At 47.6% G+C, this 14,889-nt stretch carries 9 protein-coding genes and 1 pseudogene; 7 read left to right on the top strand and 3 right to left on the bottom strand.

Annotated features, from left to right (window positions below; genetic code table 11):
• Window positions 1-76: 76 nt before the first annotated feature.
• Window positions 77-2,164, bottom strand: a complete 2,088-nt coding sequence (locus P6910_RS01560) for an RING-H2 finger protein (RefSeq protein ID WP_317144535.1) — start codon at window positions 2,162-2,164, stop codon at window positions 77-79.
• A gap of 516 nt (window positions 2,165-2,680) precedes the next feature.
• Here P6910_RS01560 and P6910_RS01555 point away from each other — a divergent pair.
• From P6910_RS01555 to phoU, 4 genes are all read left to right on the top strand, one after another.
• Entirely contained in the window at window positions 2,681-4,954 is a 2,274-nt protein-coding gene (locus P6910_RS01555) for an ABC transporter permease subunit (protein ID WP_317144534.1), read from the top strand.
• A 15-nt stretch (window positions 4,955-4,969) separates the two neighbouring features.
• Window positions 4,970-6,634, top strand: a complete 1,665-nt coding sequence (gene pstA, locus P6910_RS01550) for a phosphate ABC transporter permease PstA (protein WP_317144533.1) — start codon at window positions 4,970-4,972, stop codon at window positions 6,632-6,634.
• Between the two features lie 91 nt (window positions 6,635-6,725).
• On the top strand, window positions 6,726-7,625 hold the full coding sequence (gene pstB, locus P6910_RS01545; protein ID WP_317144532.1) for a phosphate ABC transporter ATP-binding protein PstB: 900 nt from the start codon (window positions 6,726-6,728) through the stop codon (window positions 7,623-7,625).
• A gap of 48 nt (window positions 7,626-7,673) precedes the next feature.
• Complete coding sequence (gene phoU, locus P6910_RS01540) at window positions 7,674-8,399, top strand: phosphate signaling complex protein PhoU (RefSeq protein ID WP_317144531.1); 726 nt, start codon at window positions 7,674-7,676, stop codon at window positions 8,397-8,399.
• Between the two features lie 158 nt (window positions 8,400-8,557).
• On the opposite strand, the gene P6910_RS01535 is transcribed toward phoU, so the two are convergent.
• Complete coding sequence (locus tag P6910_RS01535) at window positions 8,558-9,754, bottom strand: hypothetical protein (RefSeq protein ID WP_317144530.1); 1,197 nt, start codon at window positions 9,752-9,754, stop codon at window positions 8,558-8,560.
• 121 nt (window positions 9,755-9,875) lie between these two features.
• Here P6910_RS01535 and P6910_RS01530 point away from each other — a divergent pair.
• Window positions 9,876-10,010, top strand: a pseudogene (locus P6910_RS01530) (phosphate transport system regulator PhoU); the annotation flags it as partial.
• Between the two features lie 90 nt (window positions 10,011-10,100).
• Here the strand turns inward: P6910_RS01530 and P6910_RS01525 are convergent.
• Window positions 10,101-10,919, bottom strand: coding sequence for a hypothetical protein (locus P6910_RS01525; RefSeq protein ID WP_317144529.1), 819 nt, complete (start codon window positions 10,917-10,919; stop codon window positions 10,101-10,103).
• Between the two features lie 202 nt (window positions 10,920-11,121).
• Between P6910_RS01525 and P6910_RS01520 the strand changes: the two genes are divergently transcribed.
• Window positions 11,122-13,299 carry a type I secretion system permease/ATPase gene (locus P6910_RS01520; protein ID WP_317144528.1) on the top strand — a complete coding sequence of 726 codons (2,178 nt, stop codon included), beginning with the start codon at window positions 11,122-11,124 and terminating at the stop codon, window positions 13,297-13,299.
• Window positions 13,300-13,356: 57 nt separating this feature from the next.
• Complete coding sequence (locus tag P6910_RS01515; protein WP_317144527.1) at window positions 13,357-14,886, top strand: HlyD family type I secretion periplasmic adaptor subunit; 1,530 nt, start codon at window positions 13,357-13,359, stop codon at window positions 14,884-14,886.
• The last annotated feature ends 3 nt before the right edge of the window (window positions 14,887-14,889 follow it).

Genomic DNA, 14,889 nt, shown 5'->3' with positions numbered 1-14,889 from the left:
GAGTGTAGCTCATAGTGCGGGCACACCTGCCTAAGATATTGAAGCAGAGAGTTCTCGCTGAAAAAGCAGCCTGGAATCAATTCCCTGACGACTGAATCTTATAATGATCAACTAATGGTTTAAGTGCCCGCGCTTGGTGAGCAATGGTCGGATCAGTGCTTTTTCCTGCACTACTCAATCTTACATAGACATTATTATCATCTTCAGGCCAGCTGGTCCTTAATCCTTTCTGCATTCGTGACACCAGTTTCTGCACGGAGTAAAAATTAACGGCTGGCTCAAGTGCCCGTGCCTGCTCAGCAATGGCCGGATCATCGCTTCCTTGTGCACTTCTCAACCTTGTATAGATATCACTGTCGTCATTAGGCCAGATATCTCCCCAAGCCTGCCTCAGTGACAACAGATTCCTGACAGAGTAAAAATTAACCAATGGCTCAAGTGCTTCTGCCTGCTCAGCAATAGCCAGATCATTGCTAGCTTTTGCAATCCTCAACTTTTCATGGATATGCCAGTCATCATCGGGCCAAGTCTCTCTCCCTGCCCGCATTTGTGACACCTGATATTGTAAAGCGTACAAATTAGCTAATGGATAAATAGCCCGTGCCTGCTCAGCAATGGCCGGATCAGGGCTATTTACTAATCTCCACAACGACCCCAGGAGATCACTCTGAACTCCAGGCCAACTCCTTTTTCCAGCCTGCACTTGTGACATCAGATGCTGCGCAGAGTACAAATTCACCAATGGATAAAGTGCACTTGCCTGCTCAAAAGTGGCTACGTTATCACCATCCCTCCATGCTTCAGCGATGGTCCCATCAGTACCATATAACCCAACATTTAACCCAACACTCAGGCTTACTAAGAAATGGTCATCAGTACCAAATAAGGCAACATTCAGCATTTCGAAGACACCACGGTCATCGTCTGGCCAGACCCCTTTTCCTGCCTGCATTTGTGAAACCAGTTGCTGCACAGAGTAAAGAAAAATTGTCGGCTTAAGTGCCCGTGCCTGCTTAACAATGGCCGGAACATTGCTATCTTGTGCCATTCTCAACCTCAGAGCGATATCACGCTCATCGTCAGGCCAGGCCCTTCTCCCTGCTTCTATTTGTGACATCAGATGTTGCAAGGAGTACAAACAAACTGACGGCCAAAGTGCCCGCACCTGCTCAGCAATGTCCGGATCATTGATACCTTCTGCCATTCTCAACTCTAAAAAGATATGCCCATCATTGTCAGGCCAGGTCGCTCTCCCTGACTGCACTTGGGACACCCGATGCCGCACAGAGTAAAAATTAACTAATGGCCAGAGGGCCCGTATCTGCTCAGCGATGGCCGGATCATTGCTGGCTCCTGCACGAATCAGCCCTTCATAGATATACCTGTCATTTTCAGGCCAGATCCCTCTCTCTAAAAGCATTTCCGTTACAATATGAGCCACCTCTTGCATTCCTTTCTGGATCAGAAAGTCACCCAGAGCACTCTGATCCTGCCGACAATATGGACAGAAATGGTTGCCTTTCAGGTTAACTTCTTTTGTTAGCCACCGTTTCAGGCAGTCCATATGGAACAAATGCAAACATGACGTTTTCACCACATCGTCAGATTCTTCAAAGTTATTCCGGCACGCTCTGCAAGTTTCCCCAACATATTCAACCCCCTGCGCTTCTTCAAAGTCATTCGAATCGGATTGAGGCAGCATAAAAACGGGATACAACAAAACTGTTTCTGGCTGATGCACCTGCCCATGGCCAGACAAACCTTTCCCCGATAGTTGAGCAAGCAGTTCCGGGGCATCTAAGGGCACCTGACTGAATAACGACCTATTGAACGCCCTCTTCTGTGTAATCCCTGCCAAAGCCGCAGATAAATCTGTGTCACTGACGAATGGTCCGCAAGTGCTGTGATATCCATCACAAAGCCATTGTTTCAGACGCTGCCCGATCCTCAACAGAGCTGACAGGCAGTCAAGCTGCCAGTCAGGCCTATTAAACAATCCCTTATCAGGAAGGCCCGGCATAAATGGAGGAGGTGTTGGTGGGTCAGGTGGAAATCCGCCTCCCGATAATCGCAAGGTGGATTCAGGTGTTGATGTGGGCCATTCTGGCAGTGCAAAACCTGTGCTATTTTTCTCTCTTATCTCAGGAACAATCTCCGAAGACATTAGCCACTGCCACAGAGATGACAGGAAGAAAACGGGCTGCTGGAGAAATGAGCCTTTAATGTCATCAGTTGACCTTACTGGTGAGGGCAAGAGCAGAGCGCCTTCAGGCACAAAGCAGACAAAATCGGATATCAGATAAGCCTCATGATCAGACGTCCCATTTACGACGACGAGCAGAAGTCCCCGAGAGTTGTCAGCAGCAAATCCAATGGCTGCCAGAGAGATCAGGAGTGTACCTATGAAAGAAAACGATTTTAGTCGCACAAAAGTTTTCGCTTTTCTTCAGTTGGAGCCACATTGTAGCTCATAGTGAGTGCGCACTTGACTAAATAGGGAACGGTTTGGCTGCGGTGTTTTTCAGTCAGCTTTTCCGGTCACGGCTATCGATCGCTCATTACCGGGGACACTGTTTCAAGATGCTGAGAGCTGCGGCTTGCCTCTCATTTTTTCAATTCTGTCATATTTCTGTAACACAGACCTTTTAAGGTACGCTCAATAATCTCTGCGACCAGTGCCATGTACCAACCAATAATAGAAGACAGCCCTGGTGTCGATTACAACACCCCGGCTCATAAACGTCATCAGTCACTTCGCTTTCTCAAAGATCACCTGACCCGGTGGGGTGTGGCCGTGGGTGGCCTTGGTGTTATTGCCGCCATTCTGCTGATCTTCATCTATCTTCTTTACGAAGTTGGACCTTTATTCAAAAGTGCAGAAATTGAACAAAGCAGTACCTGGACACAGACGATCACGGGGGAGCAGCGCCCTCTCTATCAGAGTATGGAAGAACAGGCTGAACTGGCTTTTTCCATCACGGCCGACGGCGCCCTGACTTTTGCATCCACCCGAACCGGAGAGCAGAAATATCGCTATTCCCTGCCCCTTCCTGCCGGGACCTCAGTTACCACAATTAGCAATGATCCATCTGATAGCAACCTGCTGGCTGCGGGTCTGAGCAATGGTCAGGTCATTATTTTCAAGCACGGCTATCAAATTACCTGGCCTGATGACAAAAGACTGATTACGCCCAGGGTCACCTACCCATACGGTGAGGAAGCGATTAATCTGGTAACAGGTAATGAGGCTGTTTCACACCTGAGTATCAGTGATAGTGAAGATCAGCTGTTGCTCACCGGTTATGGTGACAAGCGCCTGCATATGACCGCTTTTAGCAAGGAAGAAAACTTCCTGACGGAAGAGGTCACGCTGGAAGAAGAGAGTGTCACTCTGCCTGAAGTCGATGGGCCTGTTCACGATGTACTGATTGCTCCGGATCAACACTGGCTTTTTGTTCAATCCGGTGCTGACGGCCTGACACTGATCGATATCAGCAACATTAATCAGTCTCACATCGTGTCAGAGACTGACCTGACTGCCGACTCGGCCAGAGTAACGACCATGACATTCCTGCTGGGTGGGGCTTCTCTGCTGATAGGCGATGACACCGGCATGGTCACCCAGTGGTTCATGGTCAGAGATGAACAAAACCAGTGGCACCTGCAAAGAATTCGCGAGTTCGAGCTGGCCGGTGAACCTATTATGCAGATAGTGCCTGAGCATCGCCGCAAGGGCTTTCTGGCAGCTGATGACAAGGGTAATGTTGGCATCTTCTACACCACAGCCAACAGAACCTTGCTGACTGAGAAGCTGACCGACGGCCCTGTTGAGCAACTGGTTATTGCCCCCCGTAGCAACTATATGCTGGTGACTGGCAATGGCTCTACCGAATTCTGGCGTGTTGAAAATGAACATCCTGAGGTATCCTTGTCGGCTCTCTGGGGTAAAGTCTGGTATGAGGGCTACGAGAAGCCTGAATATATCTGGCAATCGTCTGCATCGAATAATGACTTTGAACCAAAGCTGAGCCTGACCCCTCTGGCCTTCGGCACTCTTAAGGCCGCCTTTTACGCCATGTTGCTGGCTACACCTCTGGCAATAGCCGGAGCCATCTATACGGCTTACTTCATGGCGCCAGCCATGCGTCGTAAAGTAAAGCCTGTCATTGAATTGATGGAAGCTCTGCCCACGGTCATTCTGGGTTTTCTGGCCGGTCTCTGGCTGGCACCCCTGATCGAAAACAGTCTGGCAGGAATATTTGCACTCTTGTTGATTGTTCCAATAGGCATATTGCTCTTTGCTTTTGCCTGGGACTCCATGCCCGGCAAAATCCGTCACTCCATCCCGGACGGCTGGCAAGCAGCTCTGCTGATTCCTGTGGTACTGATCAGTGGTGCCATTGCGATGAATCTGAACGGTAGCATTGAAGCGACCTTCTTTAATGGCGACCTGAGAAACTGGCTGACCTCTGAGCTGGGTATTCCTTACGATCAACGTAATGCGCTGGTAGTGGGACTGGCTATGGGCTTTGCAGTGATTCCCACCATTTTTTCTATCGCTGAGGATGCCATTTTCAGTGTTCCCAAACATCTGAGTTATGGCTCCCTGGCACTGGGTGCGACGCCCTGGCAGACATTGATTCGGGTGGTATTGCTGACCGCCAGCCCGGGCATATTTTCTGCCGTAATGATTGGTATGGGCCGTGCCGTGGGTGAAACGATGATTGTACTGATGGCTACCGGCAACACACCCATCATGGACGCCAATATTTTCGAAGGCATGAGAACCCTGGCTGCCAACATTGCTGTTGAAATGCCTGAATCCGAAGTCGGCAGCAGCCACTATCGAATTCTGTTCCTTGCTGCATTGGTGCTTTTCCTGTTCACCTTTGTCGTTAATACTGCTGCCGAGATGGTTCGTCATCGACTGCGCAAGAAGTACAGTTCGCTTTAAGGAAGGAGCCGGAACATGAGTAATAAAATAACCAAGTGGTACCAAACTGGCTCTCCCTGGGTTTGGCTCAATGCCGGAGCGGTCGCCATCAGTGTAATTCTTGTTGTCGGCCTTCTGGGCTTGATTGCAATCCGGGGGCTGGGTCACTTCTGGCCAGGACAAATTCTGGTGGCAGACTATGCCCCTCCCGGCCAGGAAGCCCGTTTAATCGCTGGAGAAATAGCAGACACTGAAACCGTTTCTGCAACCCGCCTTGAGGCTGCAGGCCTCCCGGTTCCCGAGGGAATGGAAACACTGACCCGTGACCTGCTTAAAGTGGGTAACAGGGATGTTTCAGGCTCAGACTTTGCCTGGGTCATTGATCTTTGGCTTGAGAATCGCCGTTACCCTGAAAATATCATTGCTCTGGAGCGCAGGGAGTGGGGTAACTTCTACGGTTATCTGAACAACATCAAACAGGATGGCAAAGTGGTTGTAGAGGGTGAAGCAGCCTGGCCAGAGTTCCAGAAAAGACTGAACAGAGCCCTGTCTATCTACGACGAAATCTACGCCATCGAAAAGCACGAAATAGGTTCAGTCAACGCCAAGCTGGAGCGCCTCCGTCTGGAACAGCGAGCCCTCGAACTTAATGGTACAGACACTCCTCAGGCCCTCGCCGATATCGAAGCACAACGCAAGGTATTACAGGCTGAATATAAGGTGATGGAAGCCAGACTGGGTGATCTTTATGTGGCTTTCAATCGTGATAGTCTGGTGGCTACAACTATTGATGGCACAGAGATTGAGCAATCTTTTGGCAAAATCGTCCGGGCCTATAAACCCAATGCCATGACCCTGACCCAGAAAATGTTTTTCTATCTCGATAAGGTCGGCGAATTTATCACTGAGGACCCCAGAGAGGCGAACACGGAAGGGGGAGTTTTCCCAGCTATTTTCGGTACGGTCATGATGGTGATTCTGATGTCGATCATCGTGACCCCTTTTGGTGTAATAGCGGCGGTCTACCTCCGTGAATACGCCAATCAGGGTTGGCTGACCCGAACTATTCGCGTGGCCGTGAACAACCTGGCGGGCGTTCCTTCCATTGTCTACGGTGTATTTGGTCTTGGTTTCTTCATCTATTTTGCCGGCAGCCAGATTGACCAGTTATTTTTCCAGGAAGCACTGCCAGCACCGACCTTTGGTACACCGGGGTTACTCTGGGCATCGATTACTCTGGCCTTATTAACATTGCCTGTTGTTATTGTTGCCACCGAGGAGGGGCTATCACGCATTCCAAGCTCTGTCCGTGAGGGCAGTCTGGCGCTGGGGGCGACCAAGGCAGAAACACTCTGGCGTGTCGTTCTGCCCATGGCCAGCCCTGCCATGATGACAGGATTGATCCTGGCTGTTGCCCGTGCCGCTGGCGAAGTTGCACCTCTGATGCTGGTTGGCGTGGTGAAGCTGGCTCCCAGCTTGCCTCTGGATACTAATTATCCATTCCTGCATCTGGATCAGAAATTCATGCACCTGGGCTTCCATATCTACGATGTCGGCTTCCAGAGTCCTAACGTAGAAGCGGCCAGACCACTGGTTTACGCAACCGCTTTGCTGCTGGTTATTGTCATTGCGGTTCTTAACCTTTCAGCAGTAGCTATTCGCAACCATTTGCGTGAAAAATACAAGAGTCTGGAAGCGTGAGATTAATTCGCTACAAAAAAACAGCCTTGAGCCACAAAAAAGTTTCCCTGACTGAGCCAGGACGGTTTAATTACGTATTAAAGGTAACATCATGCTGGATGAGGCACTGGACTTGAATACACCCACCCGGACAGACAACCAACAGAGTAGAGTCACTCCCGAGGAGACCAGCTCAACACCGGCGTTTAATCTCGACAGCCTGGGACGCAACCGTCGCAAGCTCAGCCTGGAGCAGGAAGAAAAATGTCTGGATATCAGAAATTTGAACCTGTTTTATGGTGAGAAGCAGGCACTGCACGATATCTCTCTGACCATCCCGAAACGCAGGGTCACCGCGTTTATTGGTCCATCAGGCTGTGGTAAATCCACTCTGTTGCGCAGTATGAACAGAATGAATGATCTGGTGGAAGGCTGCCGCGTCGAAGGTGAAATCCAGCTGGATAACCAGAATATCTATCAGAAGGGCGTCAATGTCGCGGACCTCCGCCGTCGTGTTGGCATGGTATTCCAGAAGCCAAACCCCTTCCCGAAGAGTATTTATGAAAATGTCGCCTATGGTCTTCGCATTCAGGGTATCAACAAAAAGCGTGTTCTGGATGAAGTCGTAGAGTGGGCCCTGCGCAGTGCAGCACTTTGGGATGAAGTTAAGGATCGCCTCCATGAAAGCGCCCTGGGCATGTCCGGTGGTCAGCAACAGCGTCTGGTGATCGCCCGAACCATTGCTGTAGAGCCTGAGGTTCTGCTGCTGGATGAACCGGCTTCAGCCCTGGACCCTATTTCAACATTAAAAATTGAAGAGCTGATTAACAAGCTCAAGTCCAAATTCACCATTGCTATCGTTACCCATAATATGCAACAGGCTGCTCGCGTCTCTGATTACACAGCATTTATGTATATGGGTAAGCTCATCGAATTCGATGATACGGACACGCTGTTCACAAACCCACAACAGAAACAAACTGAAGACTATATAACCGGCCGCTACGGCTAAATGCCGTAGCCAAAAAATGCCATAGCCAAGAAAGCACCTGGAAAACTCATGGATACCAAAAGCGAACTTCTTAGCCATCATATTTCACAGCAATTCAATCATGAACTGGAGGAGCTGCGAAATAATCTCCTGTCTATGGGTGGGCAGGTTGAAAAGCAGGTATCCGATGCCATCAATGCCCTTATCAATGCTGACAGCGAAGGAGCTGTGGTGGTCTGCGAGAAGGACAGAGACATTAACTTTATGGAACTGGCCATTGATGAAGAGTGTTCCCGCATTCTGGCCAGACGCCAGCCAGCGGCCAGTGACCTGCGTCTGGTGATTTCCTGCTCCAAGGCCGCGACCGATCTGGAGAGGATTGGTGACGAGGCGGCAAAAATTGCCCGTTTTGCCATCAGCCTCAGTGAACAGGGAGAAGCGCCCAAAGGTTATATCGAGACCCGCCACATTGGTAACCATGTACGACAGATGGTACAGGATGCACTGAATGCTTTTGCCCGTTTCGATGCCGATCTTGCTCTGGCGGTTGCCAAGGAAGATAAAACCGTCGACCGGGAATACAAAAGTGCCACACGGGAACTGGTCACCTACATGATGGAAGACCCAAGATCCATCACCCGGGTTCTGAATATTATGTGGGTTTTAAGATCACTGGAACGGATTGGCGATCATGCCCGCAACCTGGCGGAATACGTTATCTATCTGGTGAAAGGTACAGATGTACGACACATTGGTATTAAAAGAATTCAGGAAGAGGTGTTCGATAAGAATTGATCGCTAAAATCTGTGAATCCCATTGAATAAAAACCCGAGGCGTTACGAACTCGGGTTTTTTAAGGTATTACTCAATCTGGCAAACGAAATCTCTCGTAAATGAGGTCAGTAATGGGCCGAAGATCTTTATCGTCGGCAGATACTTTTTTACAGGCTCATTATTGGCTGTTTGAGAAAAAAAGATCTTGATTCAGAATACTAATATGAATCTGATCATCTGAATCTTCGGTATCATTTTCCCTTGAACCAGCACAATTACATGCGCCGTTACAATGACAGGATTCTGCTGACTCTGAATATTGTGGAGGGGGTTCGTTAGCTACAACATCTATTTCTTCATAATGTGGAGGGGGTTGGTTAGCGATAACATCGTAATTATCAACCGCGAGTGTCAGCGTATAACCATGAGCGCTAACCACAATCGCCAATACCGGAATGCCATCGTAGGATACTCGATTAAAGTGGTATTCTACTTTGATTCCATTCGTTAAATTTACTGTTATAAAATGTGATGGTTTCCGGCTTCGTCTGTTTCGTCTGTTATTTGCGGTGTTTTGCTCTCGTACAAGAATTACAGCCGGTACAGCTGTACGGGATATCTGAGGTATTATCAAGTCTAACCTCTTGTTGGTCGATGGCTTTAGATGCTCTATTATCCATTTTTGTGTTTCTGGAGTATCCAGGAAAAGGTCAAATATTTTGGTCTTGCTGTCTGTAACCAGTGTGTTTGGCGATGAAAATATTTGGTTATCACTGCTAACAGCCTTATGAGATAAAGAGCATTTTTGGATAGAGACATCTTCCGGCAAATCCTTTGGTATTACTGCTCTCATTACTCTGATTCTGTCCAACTCATGGTATGATCTAAGAGGCGCGTTTTTTGTCCAGATCTTCAAATATATAGGAAAACAGAGCACGCAACAGAATGCTTGAGCAGCCACATTTGCTGCTGTTGTCGTTTGACTTCTCAGTGTGTATTGAGTATGAAAGCTATGTTGAATAGAATAACTGCCAGTTTGCAAATTCCCCAATAAAGTATCAAAAGGTGGCGGCATAGTATGACCAAGGTTGTTCTGATCAATAACCATCAGAGTGGAAGAGATGATGTCATAAATGACATATTCATCCACTGTACAAACATTACAGGATGGGTTGTAATCATCTAACACCGATGAATGATCGCCTGCTGTGTGCGCATCGCTATGAATGGTCCTGGTGGAGGTTACAGTTGTACCACTTAGTAGTGAATTACCGTTATGTTCCAGCTTCCAATTAAAGCGTAAATCTTTTGAATTTGAATAAGATGATTGCAAGCAGAGAAGGAATAAAATAATCAATCTGACATTTTTTTCCATTGTCAACTCCCTATTTAAAATTCATCAAATATTAAAGAATGGGAGTTAAGAATAGATCAATCAGTTCATATGACATTTTTTTTGGAGCTCTAACAGTACCTGGGTTCTGAATATTATGTAGGTATTAAGATCACTGGAACGGATTGGCGATCATGCCCGCAACCTGGCGGAATACGTTATCTATCTGGTGAAAGGCAGAGATGTACGACACATTGGTATTAAAAGAATTCAGGAAGAGGTGTTCGATAAGAGTTGATCGCTAAAATCTCTGAATCCCATTGAAAAAAAACCGAGGCGTTACGAACTCGGTTTTTTTTAAGGTAACACCGCACCCATCGAAACCGACTCAATCTTCCAAACGAAGTCTGTTAAAAATGACCTCACTCATGCCCCAAAGATCTTTATCGTCGGCAGACACTTTATCAACTTGTTTTTGTAATGATTCTTTTTCATCATGAAGCTCGCTGCCCGTCATCTCGTAGTAAAGCAGCATAGTATTATGCAGAAAGTTGCAACCTTTTATACTCAAGCAATGGATTGCAGGAGCCTTGAATAGTTCATCATCGTCTGATTTCACATCCACCTCAATAACATTCAGCTGTGCACAGGCACGAACAAATTGATATAAAAAGCCTTTTTCACCTAATTGCGCTTTTAATTTTTCGTTACCAACTATTGAACCTTCAACCTCGTTAAAAAGAGCGCCCATTGCCCGGCCCATAGCATCTGATCCGACTTTACGACCTTTAGCAATGGAAATTGCTTTAAAAACAGTAGCGTCCAGTTCAAGAAGGATCTCCAATAACTCACTTGTCAATGCTTTAGCCTTATCGGAGGAAAGGTCTTCGATCCCAGCACCTCTTTCAACCAGTTTTTCCAGAAAGTCAACCATCAACCATCTTGCTTTCTGCTCATTTCCTTCAAGGCTCAGGTATTGAGGCTTGCCCCCCAAACTCCGGGGAGTGGTTTTGCGTTTATAAATAGACTTATTAAATGACAATCCGGTCCTTGAGGATTTTCTGACTTTATCCAAAGCCGTCGTTAACGCTTCAAGAACGTGAACCAGTTTTCCAAAAATTTTCCCATATATTTTTTTACAATCATTTTTAAAACCTGAAAGGCTTAAATGACTTGCAGCAAAAGATTTAATTCCTTCAAGACTCACAAATCGCCTCCATGCCGAAAAAGCATCATATTTAGTATTTTATGTAATCAACAACAATCAAACGTCAGATATAAGACACTCTTTAATTACTTTCTTATTAATCATTTAAGACCAATAAACTGCGCTAGTATTAATTCAGAAACCTTTTAACAGAAAAAGCTGTACCTCTGTTATTTATTTTTTATTTCATTGGCAATGAACTATGAATTACAGTGCAGCTGCAGAAGATGCAAACGAAGAGTGGGGAATACCCAAGAGCGACCAACAGGAGTTTGATCCTTTACTGGAATGCCTCAGTATTCTCACCAAGCATTATGGAAAGCCCTTTTCTCACGACTCCCTCCGTGCCGGATTACCTCTGGAAAATGGCAAGCTGACCGCAGAACTGTTTTCCCGTGCAGCCCAAAGAGCGGGCCTTGCGTCGAAAACTCACAAAAGAGCATTGAAAGATATCTCTCCTCTGGTCACGCCTGCTGTTCTATTTCTGAAGGAGCGTAAAGCCTGCATTCTGATTGATATTGATCATGAAGAAGGTAATGCCCGAGTGATTATTCCTGAAGCCGGAGAAGGTGTCAGGAACATCAACCTCCCGGATCTCGAAGAGTACTACACCGGCTACACCATTTATGTTCGTGAAAAGCATCGATATGACAAGCGGACTCCCACCACGCTGAATATTCGCTCCCGACATTGGTTCTGGGGCACGATTCTTGGCTCCTGGAGAATTTATAGAGATGTCCTGCTGGCTTCCCTGCTGATCAATATTTTTGTGGTGGCCAGCCCGCTGTTTGTCATGAATGTTTACGACAGAGTGGTGCCTAACCAGGCTTTTGATACCCTCTGGGTGCTGGCTATAGGTGCCATTATTATCTTCAGCTTCGACTTCGTACTGAAAATGATTCGAAGTTATTTTATTGATCTTGCCGGCAAAAAATCGGACATATTGCTCTCATCCCGGGTTATGGAACGGGTCCTGGGATTAAGCATGTCGGCCAAACCGGTTTCGGTCGGCTCCTTTGCCAAGAGCCTTCAGGAATTTGAGAGCATCCGGGAATTTATCACCTCATCAACGGTGATTGCCCTGGTGGACCTCCCTTTCACCCTGATCATATTGATGGTGATTTTAATTCTGGGTGGACCACTGGCTTACATTCCCCTGCTTTGTATGGCCCTGATTGCCGTTTACAGTTTTGCTATTCAAGGGCCTCTCAAGCGTTCCGTTGAGAAAACCCTGCGCTCCAACTCACAGAAGAACGCCACCTTGATTGAAAGCCTTTCAGGCATGGAAGCCCTGAAAATTGCCCAGGCAGAGAGCGAGATTCAGTACAAGTGGGAAAAAGCAGTCGGCCACATAGCCACCTGGAGTATCAAAACCAAGTTATTGAGCTCTTCCGCATCCACTGTCAGCGCTTATGTTCAACAGATGTGTAACATTGCGCTGGTGTGCTACGGTGTTTTCCTGATTTCTGAGGGTGACCTCAGTATGGGTGGCCTGATTGCAACCGTTATGTTGTCAGGCCGATGCCTGGCTCCCATGGCTCAGGTAGCCGGCCTTGCCACTCGCTACAACCAGGCTAAATCAGCTCTGGATGGGCTTAACGATATCATGGATATGCCGGTAGAACGTCCGGCAGACCGTGACTATGTTAATCGTCCTGAGCTGGCCGGAAGTATTGAATTTGATGGTGTTGATTTCACATACCCGGGTCAGGAGATCCAGGCCCTCAGAAACATCAATCTGCACATCAAACCCGGTGAAAAAGTAGCCATTATCGGTCGCATCGGTTCAGGAAAAACCACGATAGAGAAGCTGATTCTTGGCCTTTATGAGCCCAATGAAGGTGCCATCCGGGTCGATGGTATTGACCTGAGACAGATCAACCCTTCAGACCTTCGAAGCAGCATTGGTTGTGTCTCTCAGGACATCACCCTGTTCTATGGCAGTATCAAGGAAAACATCACCCTCGGTGCCAGCTTTGTTGACGACGCTGCTCTGCTGAAAGCGGCTGAAATATCCGGTGTTACCGAATTCGCCAACAAGCATCCAAACGGCATGGATATGATCGTAGGCGAAAGGGGACAAAACCTCTCAGGTGGACAGCGACAAAGTATCGCCTTAGCCAGAGCTCTGTTGATGGACCCGCCCATTCTGGTTCTTGATGAACCTTCCAGCTCCATGGATAACACCACCGAATTGCGAGTCAAAGAACAACTGAAAAAGCAATGCAAGGATAAAACCATTGTTCTGGTCACTCATAAGGCTTCCATGCTGGAGCTGGTTGATCGCCTGATCCTGGTGGATAACGGAAAGATTGTTGCGGACGGACCCAAGGATCAGGTTCACGCAGCCCTTAAGCAGGGCAAACTCAAAATCGAGTAACCCTGCAGTCAGCAATGAGCTGCCAATGACCTTGAATGGATTGAACAGGATCGTGCAATGAGCGAGTACAAGGACGATAAAAACACTTCTGAAATACCAGAAGATCAGCCCCATGAGACTTCAAAGACTCAATCAACAACTCCGTCCAGAGAGGCAGAGTATGAAGTGAGTTCTGATGATCAGGAAGTTCTGACCGAAGAAGCCATGCTGGAAGAACTGGACAGGCAGATTGAAGAAGATGAAAACCTGAAGAATACTTCTTCACTGGAAGAGAACGTCAGTGCGGAAGATCTGGAGTACATGTCTGATACCAGCGCTGCCATGTTAATGAAAGCCCCAAGAGGCGGCAGGCTGCTTATTTACACCATGCTGCTGGCCATTGGCTCAGCCATCACCTGGGCCAGTCTGGCACCACTGGATGAAATCACCCGGGGCATGGGTGAGGTCGTTCCCTCTTCTCATCTGCAGGTCATTCAAAACTTTGAAGGCGGCATACTGGAAGAGCTTTTTGTCCAGGAGGGTGAGCTGGTCAGGGAAGGGCAGCCATTGCTGCAACTGGATGATACCCGCTTCAAGTCCACTTTCAGGGAAAGCGCTGTTGAGTATTACAGTGAGCTGGCAAAAGCCGCAAGACTCAAGGCTGAACTGTTTGGCAATTCAGTGAAGTTTCCTCCCGAATTAAGTAATTATCAGGATTATGTTGATCGGGAGATACAGATTTTCCAGAGACGAGATGCCGGTCTTAAAGCCGAGCTTGATATTGTCAACAAACAAGCTTCTCAGGCCAAACACGAACTGGCCGCTTCCGAGTCACAGCTGGAGTTTTTAACCACCAGTCTGGAGCTGGGAGAAGAGGAGCTGGAACTGACCGAACCTCTGGCTGATCAAGGCGTTATTTCCCATGTAGAAATGCTTCAGCTCAGGCAGAGAGTCAATGATCTGGCCTCTGAAAAGAAGATGACAGAACTGTCCATTCCCAAGCTTAAGGCAGCTTATCAGGAGGCTCTGGCACGTAAGCGTGAACTTACTATCAAATTCCGGGAAGAAGTGGTTCAGGAACTGAAAGACGCTGAAGTCAAACTGGACCAACTTTCTGAAACACAAACCAGTCTGGAAGATCAGGTGGTCAGGACACTGCTTCGCTCACCGGTGGAAGGCATTGTTAAAAAGATCAATGTTAAAACCGTAGGCGGAGTTATACAGCCCGGAATGGATGTCATGGAAATTGTCCCGGTAGAGGAATCCCTGCTGGTTGAAGCCCAGATCGCTCCTAAAGATATAGGCTTTCTCAGGGAAGGCATGAAGTCTGTCGTTAAGTTAACCGCCTACGACTTTGCCGTTTATGGTGGACTTGAAGGCCTGGTAGAGCACATAAGCGCTGACACAATAAAGGATGATAAAGGAGAAAGTTTCTACATCGTTCGCGTCAGAACCCATGAAAATCAGCTTGGCAACCCCGAAAAACCACTGGAAATCATCCCGGGTATGAAGGCTAACATCGATATTATCACCGGAGAGAAAACCCTGATGGAATATTTGATGAAGCCAATTCTCAGGGCCAGACAAAATGCTCTGACTGAGCGATAGACG

Source organism: Endozoicomonas sp. 8E (assembly GCF_032883915.1).
In the GTDB taxonomy this organism is placed as follows: Bacteria; Pseudomonadota; Gammaproteobacteria; order Pseudomonadales; family Endozoicomonadaceae; genus Endozoicomonas_A.
The sequence above is the reverse complement of the archived record's forward strand: the minus strand, read 5'-3'. Positions and strand labels throughout refer to the sequence as shown.

Excerpts from the sequence above, each read along its gene's own strand:
- P6910_RS01535 (WP_317144530.1), bottom strand. The coding sequence starts at position 9,754 with ATGGAAAAAAATGTCAGATTGATTATTTTATTCCTTCTCTGCTTGCAA.
- pstB (WP_317144532.1), top strand. The coding sequence starts at position 6,726 with ATGCTGGATGAGGCACTGGACTTGAATACACCCACCCGGACAGACAAC.
- P6910_RS01520 (WP_317144528.1), top strand. The coding sequence starts at position 11,122 with ATGAATTACAGTGCAGCTGCAGAAGATGCAAACGAAGAGTGGGGAATA.
- pstA (WP_317144533.1), top strand. The coding sequence starts at position 4,970 with ATGAGTAATAAAATAACCAAGTGGTACCAAACTGGCTCTCCCTGGGTT.
- phoU (WP_317144531.1), top strand. The coding sequence starts at position 7,674 with ATGGATACCAAAAGCGAACTTCTTAGCCATCATATTTCACAGCAATTC.
- P6910_RS01515 (WP_317144527.1), top strand. The coding sequence starts at position 13,357 with ATGAGCGAGTACAAGGACGATAAAAACACTTCTGAAATACCAGAAGAT.
- P6910_RS01560 (WP_317144535.1), bottom strand. The coding sequence starts at position 2,164 with ATGTCTTCGGAGATTGTTCCTGAGATAAGAGAGAAAAATAGCACAGGT.
- P6910_RS01555 (WP_317144534.1), top strand. The coding sequence starts at position 2,681 with ATGTACCAACCAATAATAGAAGACAGCCCTGGTGTCGATTACAACACC.